General features: G+C 71.0%; 19 protein-coding genes. 12 read left to right on the top strand and 7 right to left on the bottom strand.

The features are described from left to right. Positions 1–4 precede the first annotated feature (4 nt). From ACYVIP_RS35485 to ACYVIP_RS35495, 3 genes are all read left to right on the top strand, one after another. A complete protein-coding gene (locus ACYVIP_RS35485; RefSeq protein ID WP_460404474.1) occupies positions 5–160 on the top strand; it encodes a hypothetical protein in 156 nt (51 codons plus the stop codon). A 138-nt stretch (positions 161–298) separates the two neighbouring features. Beyond that, entirely contained in the window at positions 299–1,417 is a 1,119-nt protein-coding gene (locus ACYVIP_RS35490; RefSeq protein ID WP_460404476.1) for a vWA domain-containing protein, read from the top strand. Then, positions 1,410–2,528, top strand: a complete 1,119-nt coding sequence (locus tag ACYVIP_RS35495) for an XdhC family protein (RefSeq protein WP_460404478.1) — start codon at positions 1,410–1,412, stop codon at positions 2,526–2,528. Before ACYVIP_RS35490 ends, ACYVIP_RS35495 begins: the two co-directional genes overlap by 8 nt. 162 nt (positions 2,529–2,690) lie before the next feature. Here ACYVIP_RS35495 and rarD read toward each other — a convergent pair whose 3' ends face one another. Together rarD and ACYVIP_RS35505 are read right to left on the bottom strand one after the other, a co-directional pair. Next, entirely contained in the window at positions 2,691–3,653 is a 963-nt protein-coding gene (rarD, locus tag ACYVIP_RS35500) for an EamA family transporter RarD (RefSeq protein WP_460404480.1), read from the bottom strand. A gap of 27 nt (positions 3,654–3,680) precedes the next feature. Next, positions 3,681–4,253, bottom strand: coding sequence for a dihydrofolate reductase family protein (locus tag ACYVIP_RS35505; RefSeq protein ID WP_460404482.1), 573 nt, complete (start codon positions 4,251–4,253; stop codon positions 3,681–3,683). Positions 4,254–4,405: 152 nt separating this feature from the next. Here ACYVIP_RS35505 and ACYVIP_RS35510 point away from each other — a divergent pair, with 152 nt between their 5' ends. The 8 genes from ACYVIP_RS35510 to ACYVIP_RS35545 all read left to right on the top strand — a co-directional run bounded on the left by ACYVIP_RS35510 (position 4,406) and on the right by ACYVIP_RS35545 (position 12,071). Continuing rightward, the gene (locus tag ACYVIP_RS35510; RefSeq protein ID WP_460404484.1) at positions 4,406–4,924 is read left to right on the top strand and encodes a (2Fe-2S)-binding protein; all 519 of its coding nucleotides are present in this window, start codon (positions 4,406–4,408) and stop codon (positions 4,922–4,924) included. Beyond that, positions 4,924–7,368 carry a xanthine dehydrogenase family protein molybdopterin-binding subunit gene (locus tag ACYVIP_RS35515; protein WP_460404486.1) on the top strand — a complete coding sequence of 815 codons (2,445 nt, stop codon included), beginning with the start codon at positions 4,924–4,926 and terminating at the stop codon, positions 7,366–7,368. The genes ACYVIP_RS35510 and ACYVIP_RS35515 overlap by 1 nt, the downstream gene beginning before the upstream one ends. After that, entirely contained in the window at positions 7,365–8,219 is an 855-nt protein-coding gene (locus ACYVIP_RS35520) for an FAD binding domain-containing protein (RefSeq protein WP_460404488.1), read from the top strand. Before ACYVIP_RS35515 ends, ACYVIP_RS35520 begins: the two co-directional genes overlap by 4 nt. Positions 8,220–8,288: 69 nt before the next feature. Continuing rightward, positions 8,289–8,807 carry a 2'-5' RNA ligase family protein gene (locus ACYVIP_RS35525; protein WP_460404490.1) on the top strand — a complete coding sequence of 173 codons (519 nt, stop codon included), beginning with the start codon at positions 8,289–8,291 and terminating at the stop codon, positions 8,805–8,807. 70 nt (positions 8,808–8,877) lie between these two features. Further along, entirely contained in the window at positions 8,878–9,591 is a 714-nt protein-coding gene (locus ACYVIP_RS35530) for an SRPBCC family protein (protein ID WP_460404492.1), read from the top strand. Between the two features lie 50 nt (positions 9,592–9,641). Continuing rightward, positions 9,642–10,781, top strand: a complete 1,140-nt coding sequence (locus ACYVIP_RS35535; protein WP_460404494.1) for a CapA family protein — start codon at positions 9,642–9,644, stop codon at positions 10,779–10,781. A 25-nt stretch (positions 10,782–10,806) separates the two neighbouring features. After that, on the top strand, positions 10,807–11,616 hold the full coding sequence (locus ACYVIP_RS35540) for a serine hydrolase domain-containing protein (RefSeq protein ID WP_460404496.1): 810 nt from the start codon (positions 10,807–10,809) through the stop codon (positions 11,614–11,616). Between the two features lie 17 nt (positions 11,617–11,633). Then, positions 11,634–12,071, top strand: coding sequence for a PPOX class F420-dependent oxidoreductase (locus ACYVIP_RS35545; protein ID WP_460404498.1), 438 nt, complete (start codon positions 11,634–11,636; stop codon positions 12,069–12,071). Here the strand turns inward: ACYVIP_RS35545 and ACYVIP_RS35550 are convergent. After that, complete coding sequence (locus ACYVIP_RS35550; protein WP_460404500.1) at positions 12,068–13,732, bottom strand: DNA repair helicase XPB; 1,665 nt, start codon at positions 13,730–13,732, stop codon at positions 12,068–12,070. The genes ACYVIP_RS35545 and ACYVIP_RS35550 overlap by 4 nt on opposite strands. 189 nt (positions 13,733–13,921) lie before the next feature. Here ACYVIP_RS35550 and mdlC point away from each other — a divergent pair, with 189 nt between their 5' ends. Continuing rightward, positions 13,922–15,502 (top strand): benzoylformate decarboxylase, encoded by a 1,581-nt coding sequence (gene mdlC / locus ACYVIP_RS35555; protein WP_460404502.1) that lies wholly within the window; start codon positions 13,922–13,924, stop codon positions 15,500–15,502. A 65-nt stretch (positions 15,503–15,567) separates the two neighbouring features. On the opposite strand, the gene ACYVIP_RS35560 is transcribed toward mdlC, so the two are convergent. The 4 genes from ACYVIP_RS35560 to ACYVIP_RS35575 all read right to left on the bottom strand — a co-directional run bounded on the left by ACYVIP_RS35560 (position 15,568) and on the right by ACYVIP_RS35575 (position 18,385). Then, a complete protein-coding gene (locus ACYVIP_RS35560; RefSeq protein ID WP_460404504.1) occupies positions 15,568–15,813 on the bottom strand; it encodes a hypothetical protein in 246 nt (81 codons plus the stop codon). 109 nt (positions 15,814–15,922) lie between these two features. Continuing rightward, positions 15,923–16,792, bottom strand: coding sequence for an ABC transporter ATP-binding protein (locus ACYVIP_RS35565; RefSeq protein WP_460404506.1), 870 nt, complete (start codon positions 16,790–16,792; stop codon positions 15,923–15,925). Between the two features lies 1 nt (position 16,793). Then, entirely contained in the window at positions 16,794–17,615 is an 822-nt protein-coding gene (locus ACYVIP_RS35570) for an ABC transporter permease (RefSeq protein WP_460404508.1), read from the bottom strand. Beyond that, on the bottom strand, positions 17,612–18,385 hold the full coding sequence (locus ACYVIP_RS35575; protein WP_460404510.1) for an ABC transporter permease: 774 nt from the start codon (positions 18,383–18,385) through the stop codon (positions 17,612–17,614). The genes ACYVIP_RS35570 and ACYVIP_RS35575 overlap by 4 nt, the downstream gene beginning before the upstream one ends. Between the last annotated feature and the right edge of the window lie 5 nt (positions 18,386–18,390).

The raw sequence follows: 18,390 nt of genomic DNA on the forward strand, positions 1-18,390 counted from the left end.
ATTCGTGTGTCCGGTCTCATTCGCGCTCAAACTCGCGGTGTTCTGCCTGGCCCTCGGCATGGCGGTGGGCGTGTGGATGTGGGCACCGGAGCCCCAGCCAGTCGAGCCGTCCCGAGTGCCGCCGGCCCAGGTGGCGGACTCGCTGCCAGGCCAGCCGTAGTGAAGGGGGCGAGCATGGAGTCGCACGAGCTGTGAACGCGTGGTCGTCACGAGTGAGCCGGTGACGACTGGGGGTGAGGTGGGCCGGCCGAGAAGCCATCTCGGCTGGCCTTCCCTCGTTTCGAGTAACAATGTGAAGGTGGAGTCCGAAGAGCCGGACCCGGTGGCCGGGCTGGTGGGGTTCGCCGCCGCGCTGCGGGTGGCGGGTCTGCCGTGCGACGCGCACCGGGTGCAGGCCTACCTCGGCGCGGTGCGCGAGGTCGACCTGGCCGAGCCGAACCAGCTGTACTGGGCCGGCCGGTTGACGCTGTGTGCCGAACCGGACGACCTGCCCCGCTACGACGACGCGTTCGCCGCGTGGTTCTCGACCGCCCGGCCGGGCCGCGCGCGGCCCGCCGCGCCACCCCGGCCCCGGCAGGCGACGATGGCCGCGCTCACCGACGCGGCCGACGCCGGTGAGCAGTCGCCGAGTGCGACCGACCAGCTGCGGGTGGCCGCCTCGGCGCGGGAGCGGCTGGCGCACCGGGACATCTCCTCGTTGACCGCCGCCGAGCGCGCCCACCTGCGCACGCTGTTCGCCACGCTGCGGCTGGACCCGCCGCTACGCCGGTCCCGGCGGCTGCGCCGGCACCGGTCGGGCCGGCTGGACGTCGCGCGGGTGCTGCGGTCGATGCGCGCCGCCGGCGGTGAGCCGAGCCGGTTGTCCTACCGCGACCGTGGCCGCCGGCCGAGGCGGGTGGTGCTGCTGATCGACGTGTCCGGCTCGATGAGCCCCTACGCCGACGCGCTGCTGCGGTTCGCGCACGCGCTGACCAGGGCGGCCCCGGCCAGTACCGAGGTCTTCACCGTGGGCACCCGGCTGACCAGGCTGTCGCGCCAGCTGCGCGGGCGCGACCCGGTCGACGCGCTGACCGCGGCGTCCCGGGCGGTGCCCGACTTCGCCGGCGGCACCCGGCTGGGGGAGACGCTGCGGGCGTTCCTGGACCGTTGGGGGCAACGCGGCCTGGCTCGGCGCGCGGTCGTCGTGGTGTTCTCCGACGGGTGGGAGCGCGGCGACGCGACGCTGCTCGGCGAGCAGGCCGCGCGGCTGGCCCGGCTGGCGCACGCGGTGCTGTGGGTGAACCCGCACGCCGGCCGGACGGGCTACCTACCGGTGCAGTCGGGCATCGCGGCGGCGTTGCCGCACGTCGACCGGCTGTTGGCCGGACATAGTCTGGCCACACTCGAGGAGTTGCTGATGGAGGTGCGCCGTGCGTGACGTGCTGGCCGAGTTGATCCGTCGGTACTCGGCGGGAGAACCGGTGGCGGTGGGGACCGTGGTGGCGACGTTCTCGTCCGCGCCCCGCGCGCCGGGGGCGGCGATGGTGGTCGCGCCGGACGGGACGGTGTCGGGCAGCGTGTCCGGCGGTTGTGTCGAGGGCGCGGTCTACGAGCAGGGCCAGCAGGTCATCGGTACCGGCGAGCCGGTGCTCTCGCGGTACGGGGTGAGCGACGACGACGCGTTCGCGGTCGGGCTGACCTGCGGCGGGATCATCGACATCTACACCGAGCGGATCTCGCCCGAGGACTTCCCCGAGTTCGGCGACCTGGCGAAGTCGATCCAGAACGAGGAGCCGGTCGCGCTGGCGACGGTGGTGGCGCATCCGTCACCGGAACGGCTTGGTCGTCGCCTGGTGGTGTGGCCGTCGCAGACCCTCGGTGACCTCGGCACGTCCCGGATCAACGACGCGGTCGCCGACGACGCGCGCGGCCTGCTGGCCACCGGGCGCAGCGCCACATTGCACTACGGCGTGGAAGGTGAGCGGCGCGGCGAGGGCATGTCGGTGTTCGTGAGCTCGTTCGAGCCGCCGCCGAGGATGCTGGTGTTCGGCGCGATCGACTTCGCCGCGGCGATGGCCCGGTTGGGAGCGTTCCTCGGCTACCGGGTGACGGTGTGTGACGCCCGGCCGGTGTTCGCGACCAGGAGCCGTTTCCCGGAGGCCGACGAGGTGGTGGTCAACTGGCCGCACCGGTACCTGGCCGCCGAGGTCGAGGCCGGGCGGGTGGACGGTCGCACGGTGATCGCGGTGCTGACCCATGATCCGAAGTTCGACGTGCCGGTGCTGGAGGTCGCGCTGCGTACCGAGGTGGGTTACGTGGGCGCGATGGGCTCCCGGCGGACCCACGACGACCGCATGGACCGGCTGCGCGCCGCGGGTCTCTCGGAGACCGAGCTGGCCCGCCTGGCCTCCCCGATCGGCCTGGACCTCGGTGCCAGAACCCCGGAGGAGACCGCCGTCTCGATCGCCGCGGAGATCATCTCGCTGCGCTGGGGCGGCGCCGGCAACCGCCTCACCGAGCTGACCGGCCGCATCCACCGCGAACCGTAACCACCCCCGGCACCCGCCCCCGAAACGCGATGAAGGCGTCCTTCATCGCGTTGACCGCAGCGATGGGCTCCTTCGCTGCGTTGAGTGCAGTGATGGGCTCCTTCGCTGCGTTGACCGCAGCGATGGGCTCCTTCGCTGCGGTGGGTGCAGCGAAGGGACCCTTCACTGCGTTGGGTGCGGTGATGGGGTCCTTCGCTGCGCGGGGCGGGTGCGGCGGGTGCCGTCGATGGTCAGGATGATCAGGCCGAGCCACACGATGCCGAACCCGAGCCAGCGCTCCGGCGGCATGTCCTCACGGAACACCAGCACCCCGAAGCCGAACTGCAACACCGGCGCCAGGTACTGCAACAACCCGACCACCGACAACGGGATCCGCACCGCCGCCCCACCGAAGGCGAGCAACGGCGCCAACGACACCACCCCACCGCCGACCAACAGCAGCGAGTGCCCAAGACCGAGCGTGCCGAACGTCCCCGACCCCGTGACGTGCAGCACGACGAGATACCCGAGCGCCGGCAGGAACGCCACCGCCGCCTCGATGCCGACCGACTCCACCGCCGGCACCCCCGCCAGCTTCTTCACCAGCCCATACGCCGAGAAGCTGAACGCGAGGACCAACGCCACCCACGGCACCTGCCCGTACCCGACGGCCAGCACCACCACCGCCACGGTGCCCAGCCCGACGGCCACCCACTGCGCCACCCGTAACCGCTCACCCAGCAGCAGCACGCCGATCAGCACCGACACCAGCGGCCCGGTGAAGTACCCGAGCGCGGTCTCCACCACCCGCCCGTTGTTCACACCCCAGATGTAGCCACCCCAGTTGAACGCGATCAGCACCGTGGCCAGCGCGAGCAACCCCAGCCGCCGACGGTCCCGCACCACCGCGCGGACCGGCAGGAACCCCGTCCCCCTGCGCCTGCCCAGCCACCACAGCACCCCCGCCATGACCACCAGTGACCACACCATCCGGTGCGCGAGCACCTCCAGCGCACCGGCGGCCCCCAACAGCGTCCAGTACAGCGGGAACAGGCCCCACAGGCTGTAGGCGGTCGCGCCGAGGACGACTCCCCGCCGGTACTCCGGGAACTCGTCGACCCGCTGTTCGGTCGGGGAGGTGACCACATCACCGATCGTATGCTTGCCTAACGACTACTGAGCGCGCTGGTAGCGCAGGATCACATGCCCGCTGTCGAACGTGGTGACGTCGGTGCGCTCGAAGGCGGTCACGTCGAAGTCACCGGCGATCATCGGCACGCCGCGGCCGAGCATGATCGGGTACAGCTTCACGATCACCTCGTCGATCTCGGCGTACACCGCGCCCGCGAGCTTCGCGCCACCCGCCAGGTAGATCCCCAGCCCGTCCGGCTCGGCCTTCAGCGAGCGCACCAGCGCCACCGGGTCGGCGGTCACCGTCACGGCCGGGTCGGGCGAGTCGAGCGTGCTGGACACCACGTACTGGCGCAGGTGCGCGAAGGGGCTGGTGATCCCGATGTCGAGGGCCGCCCGGTAGGTCGTCCGGCCCTGCACGATCGTGTCGAAGCGCGTGTTCGGCGCGTCGGCGATGCCAAGGTGCGGGCGCACGTGGGTCGGCAACGTCTCGGGGTACTCGCTGGCCAGGTGCCCCACGTAGGCCTCCGGCGTGGGGTAGACGTCGACCTCGTCGCCGGGGCCGGCGATGAACCCGTCGATGGACATCGCGATCAGGTAAGTCAGCTTGCGCAACGTGTGGTCCTCCCGGTTTGGCGCCCAGATCCACTTTTCCACGCCAGGACTTGTCCTCACTGGCCGGCGGGGGCAGGCTCACAGACGAGTGAGCTGACTCACGCCGTAGGTATCGACCCAGCCATGGCCGTCTGTGTCGAATTGGAGGCTCCATGCGCATCACCGTGACCGTTGACGGAACGAAGTACAGCGACGACGTCGAACCACGCCAGCTGCTCGTCCACTATCTGCGAGAACGGCTGGGCAAGGTCGGCACCGTGGTCGGCTGCGACACCAGCAACTGCGGCGCGTGCACCGTCCACCTCGACGGGCACAGCGTCAAGTCGTGCTCGGTGCTCGCCGTGCAGGCAGACGGCAGCGAGGTCACCACCGTCGAGGGCCTGGCCAGGGACGGCCGGCTCCACCCGGTGCAGCAGGCCTTCCACGACAACCACGCCCTCCAGTGCGGCTTCTGCACCCCGGGCATGATCATGCAGTCGATCGACCTGCTGGCCGACGACCCGGACCCCGACGAGCAGGCCGTGCGCGCGGGCCTCGAGGGCAACCTCTGCCGCTGCACCGGCTACCAGAACATCGTCCGCGCGGTCCGCGACGCCGCGGCCAAGATGAGCGGCGGCGCCGGCCCGGAAGCCGAACGGGTCGGCGAGCACGTGGCGGGGGGCGGTAACTGATGACCGCGACGGTCGAGCCGGAGGTCGGCCGGGCCAGGCTCCGCAAGGAGGACGCGCGGCTGATCGCCGGGCGCACCAGGTGGACCGACAACCTCACCCTCCCCGGACTGCTGCACCTGGCCATCCTGCGCAGTCCCATGGCACACGCCCGGATCACCAGGATCGACACCTCGTCGGCCGGTCAGCTGCCCGGCGTGCTGGCCGTGTTCACCGGCGCCGACCTCGCCGACGAGCAGGGCAGCCTGCCGTGCGCGTGGCCGATCACCGAGGACATGAAGTCGCCGGCCGCGCCGTCGATCGCCGTCGACCGGGTCAACTTCGCCGGCGAGGCGGTGGCCGTGGTGGTCGCCCGCACCGCCTACGAGGCCGCGGACGCGATCGAGGCCATCGACATCGACTACGACGAGCTCCCCGTGGTGCTCGACCTGGCGGCGGCCGCCGAGGACGGCGCCGACCTGGTGCACGAGGACCTGGGCACCAACAAGAGCGCGACCTGGGTGTTCGACTCCGCCGAGGCCGGCACCGGTTCGGCGGTCGACCAGGCCATCGACGGCGCCGAGGTGCTCATCGAGCGCACCTACCGCCAGCAACGGCTGATCCCGGCGTTCATGGAGCCGCGCTCGATCATGGTCGACCCGACCGGCGAGCAGTTCACCATGTGGTCGTCCACCCAGATCCCGCACATCCTGCGGATCATGCTGGCGATGACGCTGTCGGTGCCCGAGCACAAGATCCGGGTGATCGCGCCGGACGTCGGCGGCGGGTTCGGCGGCAAGCTGCAGGTCACGCCGGAGGAGGTGCTGACCTTCCTGATCGCGCGCCGGCTCGGCAAGCCGGTCAAGTACACCGAGTCGCGCAGCGAGAGCCTGATGGCCGCCCACCACGGCCGCGACCAGCTCCAGAAGCTGACGCTGTCCGCCCGGCGCGACGGCACGGTCACCGGCCTCAAGGTGGAGCTGCTCGCCGACATGGGCGCCTACCTGCGCCTGGTCGGGCCCGGGGTGCCGATCCTCGGCGCGTTCATGTTCAACGCGATCTACAAGTTCCCGGCCTACCGGTTCAGCTGCACGAACGTGTTCACCAACAAGACGCCGACGGACGCCTACCGCGGCGCCGGGCGCCCGGAGGCGACCTACGCCATCGAGCGACTGATGGACGAGCTGGCCGCGGAGCTGGACCTGGACCCGATCGAGGTGCGGGAGCGGAACTGGATCGCGCACGAGGAGTTCCCGTTCACCACGGTCGCCGGCCTGACCTACGACTCCGGCAACTACGAGGCGGCCACCGCGAAGGCCAAGCAGCTGTTCGGCTACGACGCGCTGCGCGCCGAGCAGCGGGCCCGCCGGGACCGCGGCGACTCGGTGCAACTGGGCATCGGCACGTCGACGTTCACCGAGATGTGCGGGCTGGCGCCCTCGCGGGTACTCGGCGCGCTCGCCTATTCGGCCGGCGGCTGGGAACACGCGGCGATCCGCATGCTGCCCACCGGCAAGGTCGAGGTGGTCACCGGCTCGTCGCCGCACGGTCAGGGCCACGAGACGGCGTGGAGCCAGATCGTCGCCGACCAGCTCGGCGTGCCGTTCGAGGACGTCGAGGTGCTGCACGGGGACACGCAGTCCTCGCACAAGGGCATGGACACCTACGGTTCGCGGTCGCTGACCGTCGGGGCCATCGCCGTGGTCCAGGCCGCGGACAAGGTGAAGGCCAAGGCCGCGAAGGTCGCCGCACACATGCTGGAGGCGGCCGAGGACGACGTGGAGTTCACCGCGGGCTCGTTCGGGGTCCGGGGTGCCGGCGCGGACGCGAAGACAGTGTCCATTCAGGACGTCGCGCTGGCCGTCTTCGCCGCACACGACCTGCCGGAGGGCGTCGAGCCGAACCTGGACTCGGAGGCCACCTTCGACCCGGAGAACTTCTCCTTTCCGCACGGCACGCACCTGTGCGCGGCCGAAGTGGACACCGAGACCGGCCAGGTGCGCATCCGCGACTACGTCGCCGTGGACGACGTCGGCAAGGTCGTCAACCCACTGATCGTCGAGGGCCAGGTGCACGGTGGCCTGGCGCAGGGCATCGCCCAGGCGCTGTTCGAGGAGGCCGTGCACGACGAGTCCGGCACCCTGATGACCGGCACCCTGGCCGACTACCTGGTGCCATCGGCCGCCGATCTGCCGAAGTTCACCACCGACCGCACCGAGACCCCGGCGACGTCCAACCCGTTGGGCGTCAAGGGAGTCGGCGAGGCCGGCACGATCGCGTCGACACCCGCCGTGGTCAACGCCGTGGTCGACGCGGTGCGCCACCTCGGCGTGACCGACATCCAGATGCCATGCACCCCGCTGCGGGTGTGGCAGGCGATCCGCACCGGCCAGACCGACGCCGGCGGACTCGGCGGCGAGTCGGGCGGTGGCCTCGGTTCCATCGACGCCTCGGGAGGTGCCAAGTGATTCCGGCCGCATTCGACTACGTCGCCCCGTCCACTGTGGACGAAGCGGTACACGCGCTGTCCGAGGCGGGTGAGGACGCCAAGGTGATCGCCGGCGGGCAGAGTCTGTTGCCGGTACTGCGAATGCGCCTGGCCGCCCCATCCACCCTGATCGACCTTGGGAGGATCCCGGCACTGCGCGGCATCCGCGAGGACGGCGACCAGATCGTGATCGGCGCGATGACCACGCACTACGAGGTGCGACGTGACCCACTGGTCCGCGAGCACGCGCTGTTGCTGGCCCGCGCGACCGACACGGTGGCCGATCCCCAGGTGCGCCACCGAGGCACCCTCGGCGGCTCGTTGGCACACGCCGACCCGGCCGGCGACCTGCTGGCCCCCGCACTGGCCCTGGACGCCGAACTGGTCGTGTCCGGAGTGGACGGCCAACGAACGGTGCCCGCGGCGGAGTTCTTCACCGACTTCTTCGAGACCTCGCTACGCCAAGGCGAAATCCTGTGCGAGATCCGAATCCCGAAACGAACCGGCTGGAGCGCCCACTACGAGAAGTTCAACCGAGTGGCCCAGGCATGGTCGATCGTCGCGGTAGCAGCCGCGGTACTGGTCGAGGCCGGCGTGATCGCCCAGGCCAGGGTCGGACTGACCAACATGGCCGCGACCCCACTCCGGGCGACTGCGGTAGAAGCCGCCCTGATCGGCCAACCGGCAACCGCCGAAGTGATCAACGCCGCGGCCCGACACGCCGCCGAGGGCACCAGCCCAACGACCGACGGCAACGCCGACACCGAGTTCCGCCAACACCTGGCCAGAGTGCTGACCTCCCGAGCGGTAACCGCGGCAGTCGGCGCATAGCCGGCGTGTGACGGTCCCCATCACCGCGGTGATGGGGACCTGACGCGGTAGCCCAGGGCAGGACGGCCGATGCGAGATCACTGGTGGTGGCGGCCAGGTTGGCGGACCGGCCGATCGTTCTACACCTGGCACATCACGTTCGCCGATCAGCCCGGTGCGCACGATCTCGCCGCCGGATACTCCCCGGCGCTCGCCGGTCTGCCGGTCATCGACCCCGTACCGTCGCGCTGGCTGCACCTGACACTCCAGGGAATCGGCTTCACCGACGAGGTAACCGGCGCCGACGTGGACCGCATCGTCTCGGCGGCCCGGGCACGTTGTGCGCGCCTCACTCCCTGCACGGTGACCATCGGCCCGGCGCGGGTCGACCCGGAAACCATTCAGCTGCCGGTGCGGCCACCGGCGCCGCTCGCCGCACTCCGTCTCGCTGTTCGGGGTGCGATCGGCGATGTGTGGGGTCGGGACCATGTTCCCGAAGCAGCGAGCGGATTCCGTCCGCATGTCAGCCTCGGCTTCCAGACCACTTCGGCATCGCGCCGTTGCTGGGCTGGGCACGTCACCTCGACACCTTCCGCACGACCTGACTGACCGGCACGTAACGCGTACGCTTTGTACCGTAGCGGACCGTTTGGTTGTTTATGCAGGTCAGGAGGTGCCCGTGAAGCTGGAGCACTCGTTCACCGTGCCCGCCGACCTCGACACCGTGTGGGCGGCGGTACTCGATCCGGAGCGGGTCGCGCCGTGCATGCCCGGTGCCACCCTCGACGAGGTGGACGGCGACTCCTTCACGGGCGTCGTGAAGGTCAAGGTCGGGCCGATCTCGTTGCAGTACAAGGGATCCGGCGAGTTCCTGGAGAAGGACGCGACCGCCCGCAAGGTCGTGATCAAGGCCGCCGGGAAGGACGTCCGCGGCAACGGCACGGCATCGGCCACGGTCACCCTCACCCTGCGCGCCGACGGCGACGCCACCGTCGGCTCGGTCGACACCGACCTCTCGATCACCGGCCGGCCGGCCCAGTTCGGCCGGGGGCTGATCTCCGAGGTCGGCAGCAAGATCCTGGACTCGTTCGCCACCTGTCTGGCGACCAAGCTCGCGCCGGAGCCGGTCAGCGAGCCGCCCAGGCTGGAGGCCGTGCCGCAACCAGCCCGCGCGGCCGCGGCGGCGACCGGTGCGCAGGCGGGTGCGGCCACCGCGAAGGCACGGCGCAGCGTCGCCAAGCCGAAGTTGGCCTCGGTCGCGCCCGAACCCGAGTCCGAGCCGATCGACCTGCTGTCCTACGCCGGACCGTCGCTGCTCAAGCGGCTCGTGCCGGTGGCCATCGGCGCGCTCGCGGTGATCGCCGTGTTGACCAGGCGGCGGCGGAAAGGGTGACCGGAAAGGGGCCAGACGGCCCCTTGAAGACTCTGCCGCCCGCCGGAAGGATGTCGCGGGTGCGACGGTCGATACTGGTCCTTGGCGGAATCGCCGTGCTCGTCGCCGGGTGCGCGGGCGAGCCAGTTGCCGGCCCGCCAGAACCCGTCGCGCCGTTGCGGTCCGCGCAGTCCGGCGCGCCTGCCCCACCCGGGTCGTTCACCGTGGTGGCCAGCGGTGATGTGCTGATCCACCCCGCGCTGACCGAGCAGGCGGTTGCCGACGGTAATGGCGATCGCGACTTCGTGCCGTTGTTCAGTGGGGTTTCGTCCCTGATCGGTTCGGCCGATCTGGCTATCTGTCACCTTGAGGTGCCGCTGGCCCGCAAGAGTGGCCCGTTTCAGGGCTATCCGCTGTTCTACGCGCCGCCGGAGGTGGCCACGGCGCTCGCGGAGACCGGCTACGACACCTGCTCGACGGCCTCCAACCACACCCTCGACCACGGCCCCGCCGGCGTGTCCACCACCATCGAGGCCCTGTCGGCCGCCGGCATCCGGCAGACCGGCTCGGCGCGGATCGAGCTCGAGTCCCAGGCGCCGCTGATCACCGACGTGCATGGCGTGAAGGTCGGCCAGGTGTCGTTCACCTTCGGCCTCAACGCCGGCACCGAGGCGCCGGCGCCGTGGATGACCAACGAACTGGACGTCGACGCCGTCCTGGCCGCCGCGCGCGCCTCCAAGCAGGCAGGCGCCGAGGTGGTCATCGCGAGCCTGCACTGGGGCATCGAGGACCAGCACGAACCCACCGACGAGCAGCGCGAGATCGCCGACGAGCTGCTCGCCGACCCCGCCGTCGACCTGATCATCGGCCACCACGCGCACGTCGTGCAGCCGTTCGAGAAGCTGCACGGCAAATGGGTCGCCTACGGCCTTGGCAACCAGGTCGCGAAGCACGAGGAGCCAAGGGGCACCACCGAGGAGGGCGTGACGGCCCGCTTCCGGTTCAGCAGGAGCGGCGACGGCTGGACGGTCGACCGCGCGGAGTACGTGCCGACCCTGGTCGACCTCGGCCCGCCGATCCGCCTGGTCGACCTGACCGGCGACGACCACGACGTGGCCGACGAGCGCCGCGACGAGGCGCTGGACCGCACCGACGAGGTGGTCGGCTCGCGCGGCGCCCTCGACGATGGCCTGACCCGCCCCGGCGGCTGAGCGTCGCCTGGGTAACGTCAACGGCATGGACAGTGTGCGGGCGGTGGCCGACTGGCCGGTGGACAACGCGGCCGCGGCGGTGGTCGGTGCGGACGGCACCGTGCTGGCGACCAGCGGGCCGATGTCCAGGGAGTTCCGGCTGGCCTCGGTGACCAAACCGCTCACCGCCTACGCGACGCTGATCGCGGTAGAGGAGGGCGCGGTCGAGTGGGACCAGCCGGCGGGCCCGGACGGCTCGACCGTGCGGCACCTGATCGCGCACACCTCCGGCCTGGCCTTCGACCAGCACAAGGTGGTGGCCCCGCCGGGGGAGCGGCGGCTCTACTCCAACGCCGGCTTCGAGGTGCTCGCCGACACCGTGCACGACGCGTCCGGCATCCCGTTCGCCGAGTACCTGACCGAGGCGGTGCTCGACCCGCTGGGCATGACCTCCTCTCGGCTGGCCGGCAGTGCGGCCGCCGGCGCGGTGGCCACCTGTGACGACCTGGCCCGGTTCGTCGCGGAATTACAGTCCCCGACCCTGGTCTCCGCGCAGACCCTCGCGGAGGCGACCTCGGTGGCCTTCCCCGGCCGCGCGGGCGTGCTGCCCGGGTTCGGCTACCAGCAGGAGAACGACTGGGGCCTCGGCTTCGAGCTGCGGGACCACAAGAGCCCGCACTGGACCGGCAAGCACAGCTCACCGAAGACCTTCGGGCACTTCGGCCAGTCCGGCACGTTCCTGTGGGTCGACCCGGACGCGCGCGTCGGATGTGTCGTGCTCACCGACCGGGACTTCGGGCAGTGGGCCGTCGAAACCTGGCCGCAGTTCATCGACGAGGTGCTCGCCGAGCTCTGAGCAGGCACGATTGGGTCATGCACATCATGGCTCGGGACGAGTGGCTCGCCTTCGTCCAGCACGGCACCCGCACCGGCAAGCTGGCCACGATGCGTGCCGACGGCGCACCGCACGTGGCGCCGGTCTGGTTCGTGGTCGACGAGGGCGCCGACGCGGACTACCTGGTGCTCACCACGGCCGCCACCACGGCCAAGGGCCGGGCGCTGCTGCGCGACCCCCGGTTCGCGCTGTGTGTGGACAGCGAGGAGCCGCCCTACGCCTTCGTCAGCGTGCAGGCCGAGGCCGAGCTGTCCGAGGACCTGGACGAGATGCGCTCCTGGGCCAGCCGGATCGGCTCCCGGTACATGGGCGAGGACCGGGCGTTGGAGTTCGGCAGGCGCAACGCCGTGCCCGGCGAGCTGCTGGTGCGGGGGCGGATCACCAAGGTCGTGGCGCAGGCCGGCGTGGCCGACTAGCCGGCGATCTCCGGGAGGGCTGGGCCGAGGAAGTCGTCGGCGTCGCGGATCGTGTAGGCGTAGCCCTGCTCGGCGAGGAACCGCTGGCGGTGGGCGGCGTAGTCGGTGTCCAGGGTGTCCCGGGAGACCACCGAGTAGAAGTGCGCCTGCCGGCCGTCCTCCTTGGGGCGCAACAACCTGCCCAGCCGTTGGGCCTCCTCCTGGCGGGAGCCGAACGTGCCGGACACCTGCACCGCGACGGTCGCCTCCGGCAGGTCGATGGAGAAGTTCGCCACCTTCGACACCACCAGCACCCGCAGCTCACCCCGGCGGAACTCGTCGAACAGCCGCTCGCGCTCGGAGTTGCGGGTCGAGCCCTGGATGATCGGCACCCCCAGCGCCTCGCCGAGCTCCTCCAGCTGGTCGAGGTAGGCGCCGATGACCAGGGTCGGCTCGTCGGGATGCCGGGCCAGGATGCTGCGCACCACCGGCAGCTTGGTCGCCACGGTGGCGCACAGCCGGTAGCGCTCCTCCGGCTCGGCGGTGGCGTACTGGAGCCGCTCGTTGTCGGTCAGCGTGACCCGGACCTCGATGCACTCCGCGGGCGCGATCCAGCCCTGCGCCTCGATGTCGCGCCACGGCACGTCGTAGCGCTTCGGGCCGATCAGCGAGAAGACGTCGCCCTCCCGGCCGTCCTCGCGCACGAGGGTGGCGGTCAGCCCCAGCCGCCGGCGGGACTGCAGGTCGGCGGTCATCCGGAACACCGGCGCGGGCAGCAGGTGCACCTCGTCGTAGACGACCAGGCCCCAGTCGCGGGAGTCGAACAGGTCGAGGTGGCGGTACTCGCCCTTGGACCTGCGGGTCATCACCTGGTAGGTGGCGATGGTGACCGGCCGGATCTCCTTGCGTTCGCCGGAGTACTCGCCGATCTCCTCCTCGGTCAGCGAGGTCCTGGCGATCAGCTCGCGCTTCCACTGCCGGCCGGCGACGGTGTTGGTCACCAGGATCAGCGTGGTCGCCTGCGCGCGGGCCATGGCCGCCGCGCCGACCAGCGTCTTGCCCGCGCCACACGGCAGGACCACCACGCCGGAGCCGCCCGCCCAGAACGCGTCGGCCGCGCGGCGCTGGTAGTCGCGCAGTTCCCAGTCGTTCTCCTCCAGGGCGATCGGGTGCGCCTCGCCGTCGACGTAGCCGGCGAAGTCCTCGGCCGGCCAGCCGACCTTGAGCAGCACCTGCTTGAGCCGGCCGCGTTCGCTCGGGTGCACGATCACCGTGTCGTCGTCGATCCGCGCGCCGATCATCGGGGCGATCTTCTTGTGCCGCAACACCTCTACCAGCACCGCGCGGTCCGTTGTGGACATCGTGAGGCCGTGGGCGGGGTGGTTCTGCAGTTGCAGCCTGCCGAACCGGCCCATGGTGTCCACGATGTCGATCAGCAGCGGTTGCGGGACCGGGTAGCGCGAGTACCTGGTCAGGGCGTCGACCACCTGCTCGGCGTCGTGGCTCGCGGCGCGCGCGTTCCACAGCGCGAGCGGGGTGATCCGGTAGGTGTGCACGTGCTCCGGCGCGCGCTCCAGCTCCGCGAACGGCGCGATGGCCATTCGCGCGTCGTCCGCGCTCGGGTGGTCGACCTCGAGCAGGACTGTCTTGTCGGACTGCACGATCAACGGGCCGTCGGTCACTCGGACTTCCTTCCACGAGACTGCCCCACGACGATACGGGGCGGCCGCCAGCCGGCCCCGGTGCTGTACCTGCACCGTTGTCGCCCGGCCGGGGAACTGCCCTGAATGCCCCATTCGGGACGTTGAACGTCGCCAATGCCTCATTCAGGGCATCGCGGTCCCTGGGGGGCTGGGAGGTAGTTTGGTGCGGTGACCAGCACTGTCAGGGAAGTGACCCGTGATCTGCTGCGGGCGTTGGACCTCACCACCATCTTCGGCAACCCGGGCACCACCGAGATCGGGTTCCTCCGCGACTTCCCCAACGACTTCCGCTACGTCCTTGGCCTGCAGGAGTCGGTCGTGGTCGCCATGGCCGACGGCTACGCGCACGCCAGCGGCAAGGCCGTGCTGGTCAACCTGCACTCCGCGGGCGGCGTCGGGCACGGTCTCGGGCACGTGTTCACCGCCTACCGCAACCACACGCCGATGATCGTGCTCGCCGGCCAGCAGGTGCGCTCACTGATGGTCACCGAACCGTTCCTCGGCGCGCTGGACGCCACCCTGTTCCCCCGCCCGTACGTGAAGTGGGCGATCGAGCCCGCCCGCCCCGACGACGTCCCGGCGGCCATCGCGCAGGCCCACCGGGTGGCCACCCAGCCGCCGTTCGGCCCGGTGTTCGTCTCGGTGCCCGCCGACGACTGGGACGCCCCGTGCGACCCGCTGCCGGCCCGGCCGCCGGTCCCCGGCTTCGGCCCTGACCAGGACGCCATCGCCGGGCTGGTCGCCGCCCTGGCCGAGGCACGCCGGCCCGCGCTGGTCGTCGGGCCGGGGGTGGACGCCGAGGGCGCGGTGCCCGACGTGGTGGCCCTGGCCGAGCGGGCGCGGGCCGCGGTGTGGGCCAGCCCGATGTCCTGGCGCAGCTCGTTCCCCGAGGACCACCCGCGGTTCCGTGGCTTCCTGCCGCCGGAGGAGCGCGGGCTGGTCGAGGCGTTACAGGAGCACGACCTGGTGGTGGTGCTCGGCGCCCCCGCCTTCCTGTACCACGTGTTCCGGGGCACCGCCGAGCACAGCCTGCCGCCGTTGTACCTGGTCAGCGATGACGAACAGGTCCTGGCCAGGGCACGCGAGGGCGTCGGCATCCGGTCCGGCGTGCTGGCGGCGGTCCGCGCGGTCGCCGATCAGGTGACCGAGCCGACCCGGCCGGTGCCCGCCGGCCGTACCCGCCGGCCGGCGCCCGCGCCGACCGCGCCGATCGCGGTGGACTGGGTGTTCGCCACGCTGGCCGAGCTGGTGCCGGCGGAGGCGCTGCTGGTGGAGGAGATCCCCAGCCACCTGCTGGTGCGCCGGGAGTACCTGCCGGTGCGCGCGTTACGGACCGGGCTGTTGAGCACCGGCGGCGGCGCGCTCGGCTACGGCCTGCCGGCGGCCGTCGGTGCCGCGCTCGGCGCCCCCGACCGCAAGGTGGTCGCGGTGCTGGGGGACGGGTCGAGCATGTACTCCATCCAGGGGCTGTGGACCGCGGCGCGCGAGCACCTGCCGGTCACGTTCGTCATCCTGGACAACGCGCAGTACGCGGCCGTGGACATCCTGGCCGGGCCGGAGAACGGCAAGATGCCCGGCGTGGAGCTCGGGGGCATCGACTTCGTGGCGCTGGCCGGCGGCATGGGGCTGGCGACCCACCTGGTCAGCCAGGCCGACGAGCTCAAGCCGGCGATGACCGAGGCACTGGCCGACGAGCGACCGACGCTGGTGCACGTGCGGGTCGACCCGAACCCGACGGTGCTGTACTGACGGGCACGCCACCCGCCGACTCCTCGCCTTTCCAGGAGCCGCCGAGAGGCGCTTGTTCGATTTGACTATCCCTGGAACCGCTGTTCGGCCTGGTCGCGCAGCTTGTCGCCGAGGCCGCCGGAATCGCCCTGGTCGCCGCCTTCCTGACCCTGCGCGTTCTGGGTGTCGTCGGAGCCGGAGTCAGCCTGTTGCTGGTCGCCGGCGTTGTCCGACTGCTGGTCGCCGCCCTGGCCGAACTTGTCTCCGAGCTTGTCCTTGGCCTCGTCGACGAAATTGCCCGCCTGGTCCTTGGCCTTGTCGAACGTGCTCACGACGTCTCCCTCCATTGGGTACCGGAACACTGGAGGGGCTGCCCAACGTCCACAGAGGAAAACTATCCAGCGACAAAGACCACCCACATGGGTGACGCAAAAGAGCTGGTCAGCGGGTCGACTGGTGCCGCGCCTCCGCTCGCTCGGCCGCCAGGAAACGCTCCGCGGCCTGGCCGTCGGTCCTCGGCGCGGCCGTGCCCGACCCGGCCCCCGGCCGGTCGTGCAGCAGCCGGGCGATCTCGGTCCGCAGCTCGACGAACGTCGACGAACCCCGGGTGGCGATCTGGTCCCGCTGCGCCGGCAGGTTCACCGTGAGGTCGGCCATGATCCGCGCCGGCGACTTCGACAGCACCAGCACCCGGTCACCCAGGTAGACGCTCTCGTCGATGTCGTGGGTGACCAGCAGCACCGTGCTCCCGTGGTCGCGGCGCACCCGCAGCAGCAGGTCCTCCAGCTCCGAGCGGGTGTGCGCGTCCACCGACGCGAACGGCTCGTCCATCAGCAGCAGCGCCGGCTTGCAGGCCAGCGCGCGGGCGATCGACACCCGCTGCTGCATCCCGCCGGAGAGCTGCCAGGGGTACTTCGCGGCCGCGTCGGTCAGCCCGACCCAGCTCAGCGCCTCCATCGCGCGCTCCCGCCGCTGGCCGCGGTTGCGCACCCGGGTGCGCAGCGGGAACTCGACGTTGCCGCGCACCGACAGCCACGGGAACAGTGACCGGCTGTAGTCCTGGAACACCACCGCGAGGTCGTCCGGCACCCCGTTCACCGGGTCGCCGTGCAGCACGACGCCGCCGGCGGACGGCGTGATCAGACCGGCGATGCACCGCAGCAGCGTCGACTTGCCGCACCCGGACGGGCCGACGATGCAGGCCAGCTCGTCCTTGGCGACGGTGAACGTCAGGTCCTCGACCGCGACGTGTGCGCCCGCGCCCGCGCCGTACCGGTGCGCGAGCCCACGCACCTCCAACATGGTCGACATCTCATCCTCCTGCTTTGGTGGTCTGCTTGGCATTCGACACGGTGGCGCGGGTTGGCTGCCAGCCAAGGGCGCGGCGCTCGACGGCGAGCAGCGCGAGGTTCAACCCGTAACCGATGATGCCGAGCAGGACGATCCAGGCCCACATGCTGATGAAGTCGAACTGCGACTGGGCGAAGGTCAGCCGGGAGCCGATGCCGGTGGTGTCACCGACCAGTTCGGACACGACCATCAGAATCACCGCGATCGCCAGACTGAGTCGAAGGCCGGCGAAGATCTTCGGCAGCGCCGCCGGCAGCACCACCATCGTCACCCACTGGGTGCGGGGGGTGCGGAACGAGCGGGCCGTCTCGGTCTTCACCGAGTCCACTGAGCGTACGCCGTCAACCGTGTTCATCAGTACGGGCCAGATGCAGCTGAACACGATCAGTGACAGCTTCATGTTGTTGTTGAGGCCGAACAGCCCGATGAACACCGGCAGCAGCGCGGGCGATGGCAGCGAGCGGAAGAACGCGAACAGCGGCCCGACGTACTGCATCCCGGTACGGGAGCGGCCGAGCATGGTCCCGAGCACCACCCCGAGCAGTGCCGCGATCGCCCAACCGCCGACCGCGCGGGTGATGCTGGGCAGCACGTCGACGAAGATCGTGTCCGCGAGGCCGAAACCGCCGTCCTCGGTGGTGAACAACATCTTCCAGCCGTGATGCAGGATGTGCCATGGCGTCGGGAAGTACACGTCGTCCGCGGCGGCCGTTGCCAGTTGCCAGGCGACGACCAGGACGATCAACACCACCCACCGGTGTGCGAAGCGGGAGACCCGGCTCATGTCAGCGCCTCCGCGCGGGTGGTGTCGCTCCAGTGGAACAGCCGCCGGCCGATCCGTTCCAGCACCGCGTTGACCAGGTAGCCGAAGACACCGATCACGATCGCGCCGGCGAGTACCTCGTCCATCGTGTTCGGCGCGTTGGACACGGTGATGATGAACGCGCCCACGCCGACCTCGCTGGCCGCCAGGTACTCGGTGGACACCGTCACGATCAGCGCGATCGCCGCGGACAGCCGCAGACCGGTGAACGCGAACGGCGCGACGTGCGGCAGCGCGACCGTGGACAGCACCCTGGCCCGCTTGTGGCCGAAGGAACGGGCGGTGTCCAGCAGCAGCGGATCGATCTCGTCCAGCGCGTAGATGATGTTGAACAGGATGGGCCAGACCGACGCGTAGACCGCGAGGGTGATCTTCGCGTCCGGCCCGGAGCCGAGCACGATGATGATCAGGGGGATCAGCGCCACCGGCGGAATGGGCCGGAGGAACTCGATCAGCGTCCGGGTGGCCGTGCGGACCCCGGGCAGGGTCCCCAGCACCAGGCCGGCAGGCACCGCGATCGCGACCGCGATGGCCACGGCGACCAGCCAGGCCAACACGGTCGCGATCACGTCGCGGAGAAACTCTTCCTGGCCGAACAGGTCAACCAGCCGCACCGCCACCTCTGCTGGCGGGGGCAGGGTCACCGCGTCGACCAGACCGAGCCGGACGACTCCGTCCCACAACAGGAAGAAGCCGGCCAGCCCGATCAGACCTCGCACAACAGGTCGCACAGTGG

The sequence above is a fragment of the Actinophytocola sediminis genome, assembly GCF_054779715.1.